General features: G+C 77.2%; 11 protein-coding genes, 1 tRNA gene and 1 pseudogene. 7 read left to right on the top strand and 6 right to left on the bottom strand.

What is annotated here, in order from left to right; genetic code table 11:
- From IF01_RS49495 to IF01_RS0140225, 3 genes and pseudogenes are all read right to left on the bottom strand, one after another.
- Positions 1 to 195: hypothetical protein (locus IF01_RS49495; RefSeq protein WP_208624407.1), on the bottom strand; the 195-nt coding region annotated here is incomplete at its 3' end.
- Between the two features lie 14 nt (positions 196 to 209).
- Positions 210 to 1,670 (bottom strand): annotated as a pseudogene (locus IF01_RS0140235) (SpoIIE family protein phosphatase); the annotation flags it as partial.
- Between the two features lie 212 nt (positions 1,671 to 1,882).
- Positions 1,883 to 3,238, bottom strand: a complete 1,356-nt coding sequence (locus IF01_RS0140225) for an NAD(P)/FAD-dependent oxidoreductase (protein ID WP_051757187.1) — start codon at positions 3,236 to 3,238, stop codon at positions 1,883 to 1,885.
- A 532-nt stretch (positions 3,239 to 3,770) separates the two neighbouring features.
- On the opposite strand from IF01_RS0140225, the gene IF01_RS0140220 reads away from it, so the two are divergent.
- On the top strand, positions 3,771 to 4,838 hold the full coding sequence (locus tag IF01_RS0140220) for a TetR/AcrR family transcriptional regulator (protein ID WP_063764429.1): 1,068 nt from the start codon (positions 3,771 to 3,773) through the stop codon (positions 4,836 to 4,838).
- Between the two features lie 335 nt (positions 4,839 to 5,173).
- Positions 5,174 to 7,522 (top strand): sigma-70 family RNA polymerase sigma factor, encoded by a 2,349-nt coding sequence (locus IF01_RS0140215; RefSeq protein ID WP_051757185.1) that lies wholly within the window; start codon positions 5,174 to 5,176, stop codon positions 7,520 to 7,522.
- A 31-nt stretch (positions 7,523 to 7,553) separates the two neighbouring features.
- On the opposite strand, the gene IF01_RS0140210 is transcribed toward IF01_RS0140215, so the two are convergent.
- From IF01_RS0140210 to IF01_RS47985, 3 genes are all read right to left on the bottom strand, one after another.
- Positions 7,554 to 8,258: a DsbA family oxidoreductase gene (locus tag IF01_RS0140210; protein ID WP_030398591.1), complete on the bottom strand. Its 705-nt coding sequence runs from the start codon at positions 8,256 to 8,258 to the stop codon at positions 7,554 to 7,556.
- Positions 8,259 to 8,392: 134 nt separating this feature from the next.
- Positions 8,393 to 8,914: a universal stress protein gene (locus IF01_RS47990; RefSeq protein ID WP_051757183.1), complete on the bottom strand. Its 522-nt coding sequence runs from the start codon at positions 8,912 to 8,914 to the stop codon at positions 8,393 to 8,395.
- 152 nt (positions 8,915 to 9,066) lie between these two features.
- The gene (locus tag IF01_RS47985) at positions 9,067 to 11,358 is read right to left on the bottom strand and encodes an asparagine synthase-related protein (RefSeq protein ID WP_030398589.1); all 2,292 of its coding nucleotides are present in this window, start codon (positions 11,356 to 11,358) and stop codon (positions 9,067 to 9,069) included.
- Positions 11,359 to 12,082: 724 nt separating this feature from the next.
- Here IF01_RS47985 and IF01_RS0140195 point away from each other — a divergent pair.
- The 5 genes from IF01_RS0140195 (at position 12,083) to IF01_RS0140170 (ending at position 17,536) form a co-directional block, all read left to right on the top strand.
- Complete coding sequence (locus IF01_RS0140195; protein ID WP_030398588.1) at positions 12,083 to 13,510, top strand: NsdA family TPR-like regulatory protein; 1,428 nt, start codon at positions 12,083 to 12,085, stop codon at positions 13,508 to 13,510.
- Between the two features lie 139 nt (positions 13,511 to 13,649).
- The gene (gene lhgD / locus IF01_RS0140190; RefSeq protein WP_030398587.1) at positions 13,650 to 14,888 is read left to right on the top strand and encodes an L-2-hydroxyglutarate dehydrogenase; all 1,239 of its coding nucleotides are present in this window, start codon (positions 13,650 to 13,652) and stop codon (positions 14,886 to 14,888) included.
- Between the two features lie 139 nt (positions 14,889 to 15,027).
- On the top strand, positions 15,028 to 15,858 hold the full coding sequence (gene trmB, locus IF01_RS0140180) for a tRNA (guanosine(46)-N7)-methyltransferase TrmB (RefSeq protein ID WP_030398586.1): 831 nt from the start codon (positions 15,028 to 15,030) through the stop codon (positions 15,856 to 15,858).
- Between the two features lie 126 nt (positions 15,859 to 15,984).
- Positions 15,985 to 17,412 carry a PrsW family intramembrane metalloprotease gene (locus IF01_RS44815; RefSeq protein WP_157855496.1) on the top strand — a complete coding sequence of 476 codons (1,428 nt, stop codon included), beginning with the start codon at positions 15,985 to 15,987 and terminating at the stop codon, positions 17,410 to 17,412.
- Positions 17,413 to 17,462: 50 nt separating this feature from the next.
- Positions 17,463 to 17,536: transfer RNA gene (locus IF01_RS0140170), tRNA-Met, on the top strand.
- The last annotated feature ends 14 nt before the right edge of the window (positions 17,537 to 17,550 follow it).

The raw sequence follows: 17,550 nt of genomic DNA, 5'->3' as shown, positions 1-17,550 counted from the left end.
CTCCGAAAAGCGAATCCGGCCGCAATCCTTGAAAACAGGCACACCTAATAGACCCTGAGCCGGAACGTATCGAAAGAAATAACGACACGCCTCGGCCCGTAATGGGATGAGGTGGTGTTTCAGAGGATTGGCCGCCCCGGGACCGTCCGCGCCGATGCGTGTCCGGTGCTCCCAGCCAGGCAGCTCGAAGAACACTAGACCTCTTGGGAGACCACGTCAAGCGCAGGTGTCCGTTCGGGGGACTCCTCCTCCTCGGCCGGCAGCTGGAAGGCGAGGACCGCGACGTCGTCGTCGTGGTCGGAGGTGACGCCCATGGCGCGGAGCAACCGGGCGCAGACCACGTCGGGGGCGCCGACCGCGCCGGTGAGGGTGCGGGCGAGCAGGTCGAGGCCCTGGTCGATGTCCTCGTCCCGGCGTTCGACCAGGCCGTCCGTATAGAGGACGCCGGTGGTGCCGGGCAGCAGGCGCAGGGTGTGCGAGAGGTGGACGCCGCCGCCGGTGCCCAGGGGCGGGCCGTTCTGCTCCTCGCTGCGCAGGACGGTGCCGTCGGGGCAGCGCAGCAGCATCGGGAGGTGGCCGGCGGAGGCGTAGCCGAGGGTCCGGCGCTGCGGGTCCCAGACGGCGTAGGTGCAGGTGGCGATCTGGTTGGCGTCGATCTCCATGGCGAGCCCGTCGAGCAGGCTCATCACCTTGTGCGGCGGGAGGTCGAGGCGGGCGTAGGCGCGGACGGCGGTGCGCAGCTGTCCCATGACGGCGGCGGCCCGCAGGCCGCGGCCCATGACGTCGCCGATCACGAGTGCGGTGCGGCCGCCGTCGATGGCGATGACGTCGTACCAGTCGCCGCCGACGGCGGCCTCGGCGCCGCCCGGTTGGTAGGTGGCGGCGACCCGGAGGTCCGCGGGCTGGTCGAGCTTCTGCGGGAGGAGGCTGCGCTGGAGGGTGACGGCGGCCTCGCGCTGGCGGCGTTCGGACTCGCGCAGCCGGGCGGCGGCGAGGACCTGGTCGGTGACCTCGGCGGCGAAGATGAGGACGCCGGAGGTGGGGTCGTCACCCGTGGGAGTGGTGTCGGCGGCGGTGGGGGCCTGGCCGGGGACACTCGTGGGGGTGGATCCGGGCGAAGCCTGCGGAGCGGCGGGGGCCGGGTCGCCGGGGTCGCGGGTGAGCGGTACGCAGGACACGTTGTAGTAGCGGTTGCCGGTGAGGCCGAGGATGCAGCGGGCCTTGACGCTGCGCGGGCTGCCGCCCCGGATCACCTGGTCCATGAGGGGCAGCACGCCGAGGGTGCCGAGTTCCGGGAGCGCGTCGCAGGCGGGCAGGCCGGTGGGGCGTTCGCCGAAGAGTTCGCGGTAGGCGCGGTTGGCGTAGCCGAGCTGGTGCAGCGGCCCGTAGGTGACGGCGACGGGGGCGGGGATGCGGTTGAGGACCTCGCGCAGGTCCTGGGGCCGGTGGGGGTCCAGCACGCCGGTGGGGTCGAGGGCGTCCGGGATGTCGACCGGGCCGGTGGGGCTGGTGGGGTCGCGCGGGCCGGGCACCACGACGGCGTCGCCGGACGGCGTGCCGCGGTCGGTGCCGGCCCCGGACGGCGGGGTGGCACGCCACGGGACTCCGGTGAGCCGGGCGCTCCAGCGCATGAGGTTCAAACGACGGCCGCTTCCTCGGGTTCCAGGCATATCATCACTTTTTGTGCACTCGTCAGCACACGGGGTAATGACTCGGTCGGGCAGATCCTGTCAGGCGGAGGCCCGATTCCGGAAGTCGTCCGCGCCCGGCGCGGTCGTCGGGTCGGCCTCGGGGCCGTGCCGGTACTCCGAGCGGGCGGCGGCGACGGGGCCGCCGGACCGGCTCAAAGCGGCCGCCCGTCGGCCGGCTCCGGCCGGTCCGGCTACTCGGGGCGGCCGATCGGGACGACCTCGCGGGAGAACAGCCCGGTCAGTGCCCAGTCCATCAGGATCCGGACCCGGCGCTCCCCGCTCGGCAGCCGACGCAGATGGCGGGCCCGGTGCAGCCACCAGGCCCGGCGGCCGGTGAGCCGCCCGCCGCCCCGGGTGTGGGCGACCGCGCGGCCCAGGCCCAGCGAGGTGGAGCAGGCCGGCGGGCCCGGCAGGTACTCGGCGATGCCGGACGCGTGCGGGCCGCCGTCCAGCGCGACCAGCACGTTGGCGGCCAGCAGCTCGGCCTGGGCGAAGGCGTGCTGGGCGTTCGGCGCGCACGGCGCCCCGTCCGCGTGCGGGTCGGGCACGGCCGCGCCGTCCCCGGCGGCCCAGGCCCCGGGCAGCGCGCGGCCGTCCGGGCCGAGCACCTGGAGGGTGGGCAGGCAGCGGACCCGGCCGGCGGTGTCCAGCGGGAGGTCGGTGTCGCGCAGCAGCGGGTTGGGGCGGACCCCGGCCGTCCAGACCAGGGTGCGGGCCGCGAACCGGCTGCCGTCGGAGAGCGCCATCACCCCGCCGGCGGCCGACTCCAGGGTGGTGCGCAGCCGGACGTCCACATTGCGCTCGCGCAGCTGGTCCAGGGTGTGCGCGGCGAGTTCGGGGGACTCCTCGGTGAGGATCCGGTCGGTGGCCTCGACCAGGACCCAGCGCAGGTCGTCGGGGGTGGTGTGCTGGTGGCCCCGGACCGCGTACCTGGCCATGTCCTCCAGTTCGGCCAGCGCGCCGACGCCCGCGTAGCCGGCGCCGACGAAGACGAAGGTGAGCGCGGCCTGGCGGAGCGCCGGGTCGCGGGTGGTGGCGGCGAGGTCGAGCTGTTCCAGGACGTGGTTGCGCAGGCCGACGGCCTCGCCGACGGTGGCGAAGCCCCGGCCGTGCTCGGCCAGTCCGGGCACCGGGGCGGTGCGGGAGACCGATCCGGGGGCGAGCACCAGGACGTCGTAGTGGAGCTCGACCGGCGCGGGCGGTTCGCCCCGGCCGGCCGCGTCGGCCCAGGCCCGGCGGGAGGCGTGCTCGATCCGGGTGATCCGGGCGGTGAGCACCTTGCACTCGGTGAGTTCGCGGCGGAGCGGGACGACCACGTGCCGGGGGTCGATGGTGCCGGCCGCGACCTCGGCGAGCAGGGGGTGGTAGGTGAGGTAGGCCTGCGGCTCGACCAGGGTGAGGTGGACCTCGCCGCGGCGGAGCCGCTCGCGCAGGCCGCGCTGGAGGTGCAGCGCGGTCGACATGCCCGCGCACCCGCCGCCGACGATCAGGATCCTGATGGCGCACCTCCTGTCGATGGGCTCCGTGGCCCGCCTTCGACCGGGCATGCCCCCATCACGCCCACCAATAAAGGACCGCCGGAGCCCTCTTGTCCACCGTCCGTGCTGTGGCGGACGGGGCGGTTGGGGCCGGAAGGGGACAGAAGTACTGCCGGGGTGAGTTTCTGACGCACTTTCGGCCTCGAACGGCGGTGAACTATGGTCGGATTGTGTGGCGGCGCGGCCACTGCCATGTCAACTGGTGGCGACGCACCGTGGATCGGTCATTACGGCCAGTTCTAGTGTTGGCGGGAGAACCCGACTGCGGGACCGTGATCCGGGGAAGGGTAGTTCCCGGACAGGGCCCCGAACGGGCGCCGACGCGCCGGCCCGATCGCAGCGATCGGCCCGGCGGCGCCCTCCGGAGCGGGGTCCGGGTGGACCTTCGCGCGGCCGCATCCGCGGCCGGGCGGCACCCGGGCGGCACCAACGGCACGAGCGATGGGTCATCGGTCATTTCTTTCAGGCGTAGCTGCACCGGGGGGTGCAGGGGCGGGCGACGACAGGGTCCGGAACCGGACGCCTGCGGGGGAGAGTTGGGATGATGGAACAGGAGCGACTGTTGGGGCGATCGGGTGCGGCACACCCCGGCCAGGGCGTGGTGCCGGAGCAACGCGGCCCGGCCGAGGCCGCCGGTCCACCGGGGGCGGCGTACGCGGCCGTCCCGTACCGGGGCGGCGAGGCGGCGCAGGGCGGCGGGCAGTCCCCGGGCACCCGGCTGCGGGTCGACGCGCGGCGGAACCTCGAGAGCGTGCTGCGCGCCGCCCGTGAGGTGTTCGGCGAGTTCGGCTACGGCGCACCGATGGAGGAGGTGGCGCGGCGGGCCGGGGTCGGCGTGGGCACGGTGTACCGGCGCTTCCCGAGCAAGGAGGTGCTGGTCCAGCGGATCGCGGCCGAGGAGGTCGCCTGGCTGACCGCCCAGGCCCGCGACTCGCTGTACGGCGGCGCGGGTGCCTGGGAGGCGCTGGCCGGCTACCTGGCGCGCGCGGTGTCCACCGGGGCCGGGCGGCTGCTGCCGCCGGAGGCGTTCCGGTACGCCGAGGAGCTGGGGCGGGTGCCCGAGCAGCGTTCGCCGGACCCGGTCGGGTCGGGCAGCGCGTTCGGCTCCGCGCGGTTCGAGCCGACGGTGGCCGGCCTGTCCGGTGCGGCGTACGGTTCGGCGCCCGGTCCGCTCGGCGGTGCGCTGCCGGGTCAGGTGTCCGGCGAGGCGGCCGGAGGGCCCCTCGGGGCCGCCGGTGTCGGCGTCGGCGCGGCGACCGAGGGCGAGACGGCGGTGCTGGTGGCGGACGCGGACCCGCGGCTGCTGCTGCAACTGCTCGCGGCCCTGGTGGCCCGCGCGGGTGCGGCCGGCGAGCTGCGGCCCGGGGTGACCGTCGCGGACGTGGTGCTGGTGCTGACGGCGTCGGTACCGGTGCACGCCTGGCGCGGCGGGCCGCCGGTCGGCCCGGTCGTGGTGGGTGCGGCGGCGGGCGCGGTGCCCGGTGCGGTGCCCGCGGGCTCCGGGGACGCCCCGCAGCCGACGAGTGGTCCGCAGACGGACGGTCAATCCGCCGAAGGACCCTCCGACCGGCTGCTCCAGATCCTGCTCGACGGCCTGCGGGCCCGCTGAGCCGGACCGCACCGGGACCCAGTGTCCGGCGCGGGCAAGGAGGTTGGTGAGCGGGGCGGACGGCCGCGGGCCGTTCGCCCGGGGCGGGCGGCGCCGCCCCGGGGCGCCGGGCGCGGGGCGAACACATCCGCGACGGCCCCACGGAAGAGTGGGTCACGGCCGGTCCGGCTACCGCCCAACTCTGCGCTATGCCATCCTTTGCCCGTGGTTGGAGCCAATGTCCCGATGCGCGCCGTTCGCGCGCCCTCGGCGCCGTGCGGCGGAGAATCGTGCGCCCACGCACTCCCGCGCGCCCTGCCACACTACGGGGGCTGTCGTGGAGTCTGGGGTCCGTTGTGAGCGCCGAGGAACAGAACGACTACGGCTACGGCCTCGACTTCGGGCGTTCCGCCGGGGGCGGGCCCGACCGGGGTCCTGACGGTCCGGCCGCCGGCCCGGGGGCACCCGGCGGCGGGTCGGGGGCTGCCCCCGGGCCGGTGCCGACCGGCCAGGTGCCGGACCAGGCCGGGATGCCGGGCCGCGAGACCCTCTCCGCCTCCGCCGCGGCGCTCCCCCAGGGCCGGGTCCCCGGGCAGGCCGCCGCCGGGCGCGGCGGCGTCATCCCGGAGGCCTTCGTCGGCACCGGGGCCCCGGTGCGCCCCACCGTGCCCGCGCCGGCCGATCCCGTCGACGGCGAACGACCTCCCTCGGACGCGGAGTTGACCGCGCTCGTGCGGGCCGGCGACGACACCGCGTACGAGGAGATCTACCGCCGGCACGTGGACTCGGTGCGCCGCTACGCCCGGACCTGCTGCCGGGACAGCTTCACCGCCGAGGACCTGGCGGGCGAGGTGTTCGCCCGCACCCTGCAGGCGCTGCGGGCGGGCAAGGGGCCCGAGTTCGCCGTCCGCGCCTATCTGCTGACCGCGGTCCGGAACGTCGCGGCGGCCTGGACCCGCAGCGAGCGGCGCGAGCAACTCGTGGACGACTTCAGCGTGTTCGCGCAGACCTCGGCCGCCGTGGTGGACCTCGATCTGGCCGATCCGGGCGCCGACGCCTGGGCGATGGCGCTGGCCGACCAGCGCATGGTGATGCAGGCCTACGCCGAACTCCCCGAGGACGACCGGGTGGTGCTCTGGCACACCGAGGTCGAGCGGGAGTCCCCCAAGACCGTCGCGGTGATGCTCGGCAAGACCGCCAACGCGACCGCCGTCCAGGCCCACCGGGCCCGCGACCGGCTCGCCGCCGGCTTCCTGCAGGCGCATGTCTCGGGCAGCCAGGACCGGGACTGCGAGGCGTACGCCAACCGGCTCGGCGCGTACGCGCGCGGCTCGCTGCGCAAGCGCGCCTCGGCGGAGGTCGGCCGGCACCTCAAGGAGTGCGACCGGTGCACGGCCGCGTGCCTGGAGCTGTCCGAGATCAACCACGGACTGCGCGCGCTGCTGCCCGGCGGGGTGCTGGTCTGGATCGGCGCGGGCGGCTTCGGCGCCGCCGCGGCCGCCGTCGGCGGAGTGGCGGCGGTGGGCGGCGCGGCCGCCGGGACCGCGGCCGCCACCGCGGGCGGTACGGCCGGTGGCGCCGCCGGTGCCGCCGGTGCCGCCGGTGCCGCAGCCGGAACCACGGGAGGTACCGGGGCCGCCGGTGCCGCGGGTGGTGCGGGGGCCGGTGCCTCCGGCGGGGGCGGGGGCGGCGCGAGCGCCGCCGCGGAGGGTCTGGGCACCGCCGCGAAGGCCGGGATCGCCGCGGCCGTCGCGGTGGCGGCGGCCGCCGTCGCCGCGTACGCGCTCACCGGAGCGCCCGAGCCCAGGCCCCCGGTGGCCGCTCCCCCGGTCTCCGCGCCGGCCGTTCCCGCGCCGCCGTCCGCCGAGCCGGAGCCGCCCGCCCCGGAACCGGCCCCGCCGCCGCCCGCGCCCGACAGCCCGGCCCCGGTGCCGGTGGAGCCACCGGCCCCCGCGCCGTCCGCGCCCCCGCCGCCCGCCGCCGCGCCCAGGCCGGTGCCGTCGGCGCCGAGCAGCCCGCCGGCGACCACGGCGGCCCCTTCGCCGACCCCCTCGCCCCCGAAGCCCACACCGACCCCGACGCCCACCCCGACCCCGGTCGCGACCGTCCCGGCCGTGCCGCTGCCGACCCCGCCGCCGGTGCCGACGCCCGAGGTGCCGCCGCCGCCCGTGCCCGAGGTGGTGCTGCCGACGCCCACCGTGACGCCGAGCCTGCCGACCCCGCCGCCCACGACCGTCCCGACCCCGCCGGCGCCGACCGACTTCTGGGCCGACGACCTCCCGGTGGTCAAGTCCTCGCACAACCGGGTGCCGCCGCCGCGGCCGAGCATCCGGGAGAACGGCAGCGACTGGTTCTGGCAGCGGGAGAGCGTCTCGGTGGCCGGCGCCGAGCACCGGCACGGCATCAGCGTGCACGCGCCCGCGGCCACCGTGGTCGACCTCAACCGGAGCTGCACGTCCTTCGACGCGGTGGCCGGGATGGACGACCTGACCCTCGCCGTCGGCGGGGTGGTCTTCTCGGTGCAGGGCGGCGACGGCCGGACGCTGTGGAGCTCGCGCACGCTGCGGGCGGGCGACCCGGCGGTGCCGGTGCATGTGCCGCTCGCCGGGCAGACCTCGATCCGGCTGGTGGTGGTGCCGGCGAACGGCATCTGGTCGGCGCTGAACGTCGCCGACTGGGCCGAGGCCCGCTTCAGGTGCGTCTGAAGCGGGCCCCGGTGCGGACGGAACCGCGGGGTCAGACCGCGCAGGAGCCGTCCGCGCACGCCTCGCCGGCCGGGGCGACCTGCACCGGGGCCGGGCGGCGCTCGCCGATCTCGGTGGCGACCTGCTCCAGCACCTGGCGGAAGGCCTCGGCCTCCTGGCCGCCCTGGACGGCCCACTTGCCCTCGAAGACGAAGGTCGGCACGGCGGTGATGCCGATCTCGCGGGCCTCGGCCAGCTGGGCGCGCACCTCGGCGGCACCCTCCTCGCCGGCCAGGTAGGCCGTCACCCGGTCGCGGTCCAGGCCCGCGCCGACGGCGACCTCGGTGAGCGCGGTGCGGTCGCCGACGTCCACGCCGTCGCTGAAGTGCGCCTTGAGCAGGGCCTCCTTCAGCCGGCCCTGGGCGGCCGCGCCGTACTCGGTCTCCGCGAGGTGCAGCAGCCGGTGGCCGAGGAAGGTGTTGGCGTGCAGGGCGGCGTCGAAGTCGTAGCCGATGCCCTCGGCCCGGCCCAGCTCGGCGACCCGGGCGTCCATCGCGACGGACTGCGGCCCGTAGCGCTCGGCCAGCCACTCCCGGTGCGGGCTCGCCGTGGCCGGGGCGTCCGGCACCAGCTGGTACGGCCGGTAGACCACCTCGACGTTCTCCTTGCCCGCGAAGCCCTCGAGCGCCTGCTCGAAGCGGCGCTTGCCGATGTAGCACCAGGGGCAGGCGATGTCGGAGTAGATCTCGACCTTCATGACGGGGGCTCCAGAGGGGGGTGGGGACGGGTCCGAGATGGATGAACGATGAACCATCTCGGGACATTCCCGGCGTGTCCCCGCCGCTCCGGACGGGCTCAGACCTCCGGACGGGCTCAGACCTCCGAAGGGGCTCAGGCCTCCGGAGGGGCGGGGACGACCAGGACCGGGCAGGCCGCGTGGTGGACCAGGGCCCCGCTGACCGAGCCCAGCAGCAGCCGGGCGAAGCCGCCGTTGCCCCGGGTGCCGGCCACCACGGTGTGCTGCCGGGCGGAGGAGGCCAGCAGCACCTCGATCACATTGCCGAGCACCACGTGCAGGGACATCTCGGCGGTGCAGGGCCGGGCCCGGGCCCGCTGCACGGCGACCACCGCACGGCGCAGGCCGTCAGCCATCGACTCGACCAGGGTCTCCACGCTCTCCTGGACCAGCTCGGCCATCCCCGGCGGGTAGCCGGTGGGTGCCGGGTTGACGACGGCGAGCACGTACAGCGGCAGGTCGTGGGCCTCGGCCTCGGTCATCGCCCGGTCCAGCGCCCAGAGCGAGCCGTCCGAGCCGTCGCAGGCCGCGAGCACCCCGGGCGGACGGTTGGTCGGGAGCCGCCCGAGCACCGAGAGCACGACGGGGACGGACGGGTCGGGACCGGCACTGGTCACCACGGCCTCCGGGCGGGGGAAGGGGAAGGGGGCAGGGACGGGACGCTCGCCATGATCGCCGCCCGGCGCCGCCCCGTGCCCGAGCCGCGCCGGGAGCCGATGGGAGCGCCGGGAGCGGGGCCGGTCGGGCGCGCGGGCGGGGCGGGCCGGGGTCAGGAGAGCCGGGGCGGGGACAGCGCGGGGTGGACGGGGTGCGGGAGGCCGGTCCAGCAGGCGCCGTGGCGGCGGGCGCGGACGCGGCGGAGCCAGAGCTCGGTGGCGACCAGGTCGGCGAGGCCCGCCAGCGCGGCGGGCGGCAGCGGGGTCGCCGGGTCGGCGGCGCGGTCGAGCGCGGCCCGGACGGCGGGGAGGTCGATCAACCCGGCCTCGGCCAGCAGCGGCGCGTCGAAGAGTTCGGCCAGGCCGTCGGCGGCGAGCCGCAGGCCCGCCCGGACGGTGGTGGCGCGGTCGGGGCGCGGGGCGCGGCCCCAGTCGGGCGGCAGATCGGTGCGACCGGCGCCGGCCAGCACGGCGTGCAGCAGCGCGTGCCGGGCGCCGGGCTGGAGCCGGACCTCGTCCGGGAGCAGCCGGGCGGCCCGCACCACCTGGTTGTCGAGGAAGGGCGCGTGCAGGCGCTGGCCCGGCTGTTCGGTGGCGTGCACCAGCGTGCGGAAGCCGCGCGCGTGCCGGTGCAGGGCGTGCCGGGCCCGGTACGCGCCGGGGTTGTCCCCGGGCGCCGGTTCGCGCGCCGCCAGCCGCAGCCGCAGCGCGACCGCGGAGAGCGCCTCGTCGGACAGCCAGCGGGCGGCGGGGCCGGGGACCACCCAGGCGAGGTCGTCCGCCGAGCGCGCTCCGGCCGTGCCGGCGCCGTCGGGCGTCCGGCGGAGGGTCAGCCGCACAGCGGCGTCGTCGAGCGCGTCCGGGTAGCGGATCCGGGCCAGTCGGTGGGCTGCGCGCAGCACGGTGAGCGGGGTCCGCAGCGCGCCGGTCAGGACGCCGGCGGCCGCCCGGTCGACGCCCGCCAGCGCGGCCACCGGGGAGAGGAGCTCGCGGGAGCGGCCGGCCCGGACCAGGTCGGCCAGCCGGGCCGGGTGCCCGTCCAGGACCTGCCGGGCGCCGTGGCCGGTGAGGTGGTCGGTGCCGCCCGCCCCGAACCGGGCCTCGGCCCAGGCCGCGGTGACCAGTTCGGGCCCGGGCTCGTCGGTGAGCGGCCCGGCGGTCGGGTCGGCGCGCAGGTCCGCGTACGGGAGGGTGTCGGGGCCGGGGGCGAGCACGGTGCGGCGCAGCCGCGGGACGTCCGGGGCGAGCACCGGGGCGGCGGGGGCGGTCCCGGCCGCGGTGGTCTCGCCGAAGGTGACGGCGGCGACGGGTTCGGAGGCGGAACGCGGCCGGGCGGCGGCGCGGGCCCAGGAGCCCTTCACCGCCCCGGTCCGGGCCGCGCCGCCGGGTGCGAGCGCGGCTCCGGAAGCGGACCGGGCTTCGGGCCCGGCCCCGGTCTCCTCGGGCGGCGGTCCGGTCTGCGCCGGGACGGCCCGGTACGGCCCGGACGGGTAGGGCGGCACCGCTCCGGCCGGGTCGGCGGCGGTCGGCACCGCGGCGGGCGGCACGGCGGCGGCGAGCAGCGCGACGGTGGCGGAGGCCGTCCCGTAGGAGAGGTCGACGCCGAGCCTGGCCCGCCCGGACGGACCGGCCGGCAGCGGGGCCGGACCGGCCGGGCTGGTGCGGACCCGGAACCGGACCGACTCCAGCAGCGCCCGGGTCAACTCCCGGACCGCCGCCGCCTCGCCGCGCCCCGGCACCCCCTCGGCGCCCGGCCCGTCGTACCCCGTGAGGTACGGCCGCCCGCCGCGGACGGCGAGCGCGTGCCCGGGCGGCACCCGCCGCACCCCGAGGTACGGGGTGCCGGTGCCGAGCGCCTCGGGCGCCTCGGGGCAGGCGAGCCGGGCGGCCAGGTGGCCGGTGTCCAGCGGCGCCCCGACCAGGTCGGCGAGCGGCAGGGCCGCGGTGGCGTACGCGGTGCCGTCGCCCCACGGGGTGTGGAAGACCGGCCGGGCCCCGGCCAGGTCGGTGAGCAGCACGGTGGAACGGGTGCCGCTGCGCAGCACGACGGTGTAGCTGCCGGGCCAGCCGGTGAGGTGGCGGACGGCGCCGCCGCGGGCGGCGGCCAGGCCGGCGGCGAGTTCGGCGTCGGTGGCGCCGCAGTGGCCGAGCACGGCGAGCCGCAGGGTGGCGGGGTTCGCCTCGAAGGGGTCGGGCGCGGTGGGTCCGGTGGTGACCACGGCGGCGGCCCCGGGCCGCAGGGTGGCCAGCCGGATCTCCTCGGGCCGCCAGTCGCCGACCGCCCAGAGCGGGTCGGGACCGGTCCACAGGGTGCGCGCGGCGATCGGGGCCACGGCGCCGGGCGGCTCGTGCGCCGGTGCGCCCGGCCGGGGCACGCCCGTGCACCAGCCCGTCAGCCACCGCATCGCGCCTCCACCGGACGAGGACCTGCACCGCTCGGCGGGTCCGGATCCGCGGCCCGCGTCCGGCGCGCCGTCAGAGGACATCGTGCCACCGGTTGTGCTTCCGGTGACCGGAGTTGTCGTTTCCGGTACGCGCGGGGGGCTGTTGCCGTAGGGCCGGTCCCCCGGGACCGCGCCGGGCGGACGGCGGTGACGGCGCGGGGTTTCGAACACCCGGACGAGGTGTTCCACCGGAGCGGCCCGGGCCTTCCCCTCCCCGGCCCGGACCGCCCCGTGGGTCGCCCTGTCATGGCCATCGCGAGATGGCCGAAAGGCGTCGCTCGGCCCGGGAGGGCATCCGCATGCCCTCCCGGACGTCGCCGCCGCCCGCGGGGATGAAGGCGGCGGCTTCCCCCGGCCCGCCGGGTCCTCGACGGCGGGCCGACCCACGACCACCAGCGAATCGCCGACCAGCCGGTCGGGCCAGGGGGCACGGCCGGGCGCACATCGACACGGGACCGGAGCACGGGACTCCGGCGCACCGCCGGGAGACCGCCGGGCGGCCGGATCCCGGCGGTCCTGACCAACTTCGCGACCCGCCCGCCGCCCGCCGCCGGGCGCGCGATCCCGCCATCCGGAATGCGGCCTCTTAACCCTCGGAACGCGTCCGACTACTCTAGGTACAGCAGCTTCGGCCCGGTGCCGCCCGGGCCCCGCGCACAAGGCCGCAGGAGGTGCCGCCGCCACCATGACCGTCAGCCCACGAGGACCGAACGAACGGCTCGGCACGCTCCTGACCCTGGCGCAGATCAGCAACGCGGGTCTGGCCCGCCGGGTCAACGACCTCGGCGCCCAGCGCGGGTTGACGCTCCGCTACGACAAGACCTCGGTGGCGCGCTGGGTCAGCAAGGGCATGGTGCCGCAGGGCCCCGTGCCGCACCTGATCGCCACCGCGATCGGCGGCAAGCTCGGCCGGCCCGTGCCGCTGGAGGAGATCGGCCTCGGCGACACCGACCCGGCGCCCGAACTCGGCCTGGCCTTCCCGCGCGAGGTCCCCGACGCGGTCCGGTCCGCCACCGACCTCTGGCGGGTCGACCTCGACCTGCGCCGCGGCCCCGGCGGCGGCCGCTGGAGCGACAGCCTGGCCGGCACCTTCTCGGTCGCCGCCTACGCGACCCCGGTCTCGCGCTGGCTGATCAACCCCGCCGACGGCTCGGTGGCACGTGAACTGCCCCGCGCCCCGGCCGAGTCGGGCTCGTACCGGGTCGGCCACTCGGACGCCGCCAAACTCCGCGAGGCCGCCCAGGAGGCCCGCCGCTGGGACTCCAAGTACGGCGGCGGGGACTGGCGTTCGTCGATGGTGCCGGAGTGCCTGCGGGTCGAGGCGGCGCCGCTGCTGCTGGCCTCGTACAGCGACGCGGTGGGCCGGGCGCTGTTCGGCGCGACGGCCGAACTCACCCGGCTGGCCGGGTGGATGGCCTTCGACACCGGCCAGCACGAGGCCGCCCAGCGCTACTACATCCAGGCCCTGCGGCTCGCCCGGGCCGCCGCCGACGTCCCGCTCGGGGGCTACGTACTGGCCTCGATGAGCCTGCAGGCCGGCTACCGGGGCTTCGCCGAGGAGGCCGTGGACCTCGCCCAGGCCGCACTGGAGCGCAACCGGGGCCTGGCCACCGCCCGGACGATGAGCTTCTTCCACCTGGTCGAGGCCCGGGCCCAGGCCAAGGCCCGGAACGCGGCGGCGTGCGCGACGGCGCTCGGGGCAGCGGAGAGCGCGCTCGAACGGGCGCGCGCCGGGGATCCCGATCCGGCGTGGATCGACTTCTACGCCTACGACCGGCTCGCCGCCGACGCCGCCGAGTGCTTCCGCGACCTCGGAGTTCCGTCCAAGGTCCGGCAGTTCACCCGGGAGGCGCTGGCCCGCCCCACCGAGGGGTTCGTGCGCTCGCACGGCCTGCGGCTGGTGGTCTCCGCGATGGCCGAGGCCGAGGCGGGCAACCTGGACGCGGCGGTCGCGGCCGGCGAGCGCGCCGTCGACGTGGCCGGGCGGATCTCCTCCCAGCGCAGCCGCGAGTACGTGGTGGAGATGCTGCGCCGGCTGGAGCCCTTCCAGGGCGAGCGCCGGGTCCGCGACCTGACCGAACGCGCCCGCGCGGTGATCGTCGCCCCGGCCTGACCGACTGCGCCGCCGCCGGAGCCCGCACGGGTGCCGCGCGGGCCCGGCCGAAACGCCCCCGGGCCCCCTCGACCGGCCCCCGCCGTCGTGGCAGCATCGCGGACGGACGGGGGCGGTCGGACAAGGCGAGGAGCGGGCCGTGCGGTACGACGTCGACGTGCTGGTGGTGGGGGGCGGGATCGTCGGGCTGGCCACGGCCCACGCGCTGGTCGGGGCCCGCCCCGGACTCCGGCTCACCGTGCTGGAGAAGGAACCCGGCCTGGCCGCCCACCAGACCGGCCGCAACAGCGGGGTGATCCACAGCGGCGTCTACTACCGGCCGGGCTCGCTCAAGGCCCGGTACGCGGTGGCCGGCGCCGCCGAGATGGTGGAGTTCTGCCGCGCCCACGGCATCCCGCACGAGGTCACCGGCAAGCTGATCGTCGCCACCGGGCCCGCCGAACTCGACCGGCTGCGCGCGCTGGCCGAACGCGGCCGGGCCAACGGCATCCCGGTCACCGAACTCGACCGCCGGGGCATCGCCGAGTACGAGCCGCAGGTCACCGGCGTCGCCGGCCTGCACATCGGCAGCACCGGCATCTGCGACTTCCCCGCCGTCGCCGCCGCCTACGCGCGCCTCGCCCGCGAGGCCGGGGCCGAGATCCGCACCGGCACCGAGCTGCGCGCGATCGCCCGCCGGGCCGACGGCGTCACCGTGCAGACCTCGGCCGGGGAGCTCCGCTGCCAGGTCCTGGTGAACTGCGCGGGCCTGCACAGCGACCGGATCGCCCGGCTGGCGGGCGACGACCCCGGCCTGCGGATCGTCCCCTTCCGCGGCGAGTACTACGAACTCGTCAAGGAGCGCCGGGAGCTGGTCCGCGGACTGGTCTACCCCGTGCCCGACCCGGCGTTCCCGTTCCTGGGCGTCCACCTGACCCGGGGCGTGCACGGCGACGTGCACGTCGGCCCGAACGCGGTGCCCGCGCTGGCCCGCGAGGGCTACGACTGGCGCACCGTCCGACCCCGCGACCTGGCCGGCACCGCGGCCTTCCCCGGCACCTGGCGGATCGCCCGCCGGCACTGGCGCTACGAGGTGGGCGAACTGCACCGCTCGCTGTCCAAGCGGGCCTTCACCTCGGCCGTCCAGCGGCTGCTGCCCGCCGTCGTCCCGGCCGACCTGGTCCGGGCCACCGCCGGGGTCCGCGCCCAGGCGGTCGCCAGGGACGGCTCGCTGCTGGACGACTTCGCCTTCGCCGGCTTCGACCCCGACGACCCGCGCTCCGCCCGCCGCCTGGTGCACGTGCTGAACGCGCCCTCCCCGGCGGCCACGGCCTCGCTGCCGATCGGCCGGGAGGTGGCCCGCCGGGCGCTCGCCGCACTGGACGCGGGCGGCAGGTGAGGGCGGACCGCGAGGACCGGCCCGGGCCGGCCGCGGCGACGGACATGGCGGCGGACGCGGGGGCGGACATGGGGGCGGACGTGGGGCCCGTCACAGCCCCCTCGGCCCCCGCCAGACGGCCCCGTAGACTCGGTTGATTGTGACTGCCACCGCCCCGATCCCCCAGCCCTCGCCCTCCGCCCGGCTCTCCGCGGCCCCCGCCGCCTACCCGGCGCCGATGTACCCGCACAAGGCCACCGAGGCCCAGCACAGCGAGCGGCGCATCCGCAGCTTCCAGCCGCGCCGGGGCCGGATGACCAACGCCCAGGCCGGCGCGCTGGACCGGAGCTGGGAGACCTACGGCATCGCGATCGACGGCACCCCGCTCGACCTGCCCGCGCTCTTCGACGGCCTGCCGGTCACCCTGGAGATCGGCTTCGGCATGGGCGAGACCACCGCCGCGATGGCCGCCGCCGACCCGGCCATGGGCATCCTGGCCGCCGACGTCCACACCCCCGGCCACGGCAACCTGCTCGGCATGCTGGAGCGCGACGGCAGCACCAACGTCCGCCCCGCCGCCGGGGACGCCGTGATCCTGCTGCGCGACATGCTCCAGGACGCCTCGCTGGCCGGTCTGCGGGTCTACTTCGCCGACCCGTGGCCCAAGCCCAAGCACCACAAGCGGCGGCTGGTCCAGCCGTCCTTCCTGGAGCTGGTCCTCCCCCGGCTGGCGCCCGGCGCGCTGGTGCACTGCGCCACCGACTGGGAGCCCTATGCCGAGCAGATGCTCGCCGTGCTGTCCGCCTCCCCGGAGCTGGAGAACCTCCACCCCGAGGGTGACGGCACCGGCTGGACCGAACCGGCGGACCACCCGGACGGCTCCGTCCCCGGTTACGCGCCGCGACCGGACTGGCGCCCGGTGACCAAGTTCGAACGGGCCGGCATCGCCAAGGGCCACGTGGTGCACGACCTGCTGTTCCGCCGCCGCTGACCCCGCGCCGGGCGTTCGACCCGGCGCGCCGGCACGGCCCCCGGCCCCGTCGACGGGCGCGTCCGGGGCGGACGGTTCCCCCCGACTCCGCCCGGCCGCCCGGCGGCTTGGCCTACCCTGTGCCGGGTGAGCACCCCGTCCGGCGATGGGTACCACATCACCGTGCGGGCCGCCGACGACCGAGAGATGCCCACGCCCACCGCCGACACCCGGACCATCCCGGGGCCGCGGAGGCGCCGGGCCCAGCGGTTCGTGCCCCGGCCGGGCCGCGCCGACCCCCAGGACCCCGGCACGCACCGGCCCGGCCCCACCGCGCCCGGCCCGGCCCCCGGCGGCCGCCGCGCGCTGCGCCCGGCCGCCTTCTCCGCGGTGACCGCGACGGCCGTACTGACCCTGGCCGGCTGCGGGGTGCTGATCCTCCACCTGGTCCGCCGCCAGACCGGCACCGCCGGACTGCTGGTCGGCCTCGGGCTGGCGATGGTCCCGCTGCCCTTCGTGCTCGGCGGGCTAGCCTGGCTCAACCAGACCGCCCGGGTGCCGCTGCGGCACACCGTGTTCTGCCTCGGCTGGGGCGCCTGCGCCGCCACCACCGTGGCCATCCTCGCCAACGGCTGGACCAGCACCTATCTGAGCACCCACCAGGGCAGCCTCGGCGAGGCGCTGGGCGCCGACCTGGTCACCCCGGTGATCGAGGAGAGCGCCAAGGGCGCCGCCCTGCTCGTCCTGCTGCTGCCGATCGGCCGGCGGCTGCGCTGCGCGGCCGGACCCGGCGGCCGCCCGTGCGCCGACGTACTGCGCCGACTGCCCGGCCCCCGGCAGCCGCGCGGGTACGAGCGCCGGCTCGCCGGGCCGCACGCCCGCGCCCGCCTGCGGCTGCGCCCCTACCCGCGCCCGCTGCCGCACCCCTCGGCCGGGTCCGCCGCCGGCCCCGGCGGACGGCCGCCGCCCACCGCCCACCGGCGGGCCCGGTCCCGGCCGCGCACCCTGGCCGCCGGGGTGGTCCTCGGCGGGATCACCGCCTGCGGCTTCGCCTTCACCGAGAACGCGCTCTACTTGGGGCGGGCGTTCACCGACGACCAGCAGCAGCGGCTGGACAGCATCGGCCTCGGCGAGTCGCCCAGCCTGCGGGACTTCGACAGCACCGTGCAGACCTTCGTGCTGCGCGGCCTGCTCTCGCCGTTCGCCCATCCGCTGTTCACCGCGCTGACCGGGCTCGGCCTGGCGGTCAGCCTCACCACCGGGCGCCGCCGGCTGGCCCGGCTGGCGGCGCCGACCGGGCTGGTCCTGTCGATGGCCCTGCACGGGACCTGGAACGCCGCCGCCGACCTCGGCACCCACGGCTTCCTGCTGGTCTACGCGGTGCTGATGGTGCCCTGCTTCGCGGCGCTGGTCTGCTTCTCCGCCTGGGCCCGGTCACGGGCCGCCCGGCACCCGGGACGGGACGGGCCTGCGGCGCCGCGGGCCCGGACCGACGTGCGGACCGCCACCCGCCTCGGACTGCGGTTCGCCGCGCGGCTCGCAGGGTGGCTCGGGGGGCCGGCCGGGGGCCCGTGAGGAACGGATTTCCCATCCGGGCGATCTCCCCGTATTGTTGTGTTCACCGACGCGGGGTGGAGCAGCTCGGTAGCTCGCTGGGCTCATAACCCAGAGGTCGCAGGTTCAAATCCTGTCCCCGCTACTCAGTAGCAACGA

It is taken from the genome of Kitasatospora purpeofusca (assembly GCF_000718025.1).
Taxonomy (GTDB): Bacteria; Actinomycetota; Actinomycetes; order Streptomycetales; family Streptomycetaceae; genus Kitasatospora; species Kitasatospora purpeofusca.
Note: the sequence above shows the minus strand (reverse complement) of the source record. Positions and strands in the feature narration are given on the sequence as shown.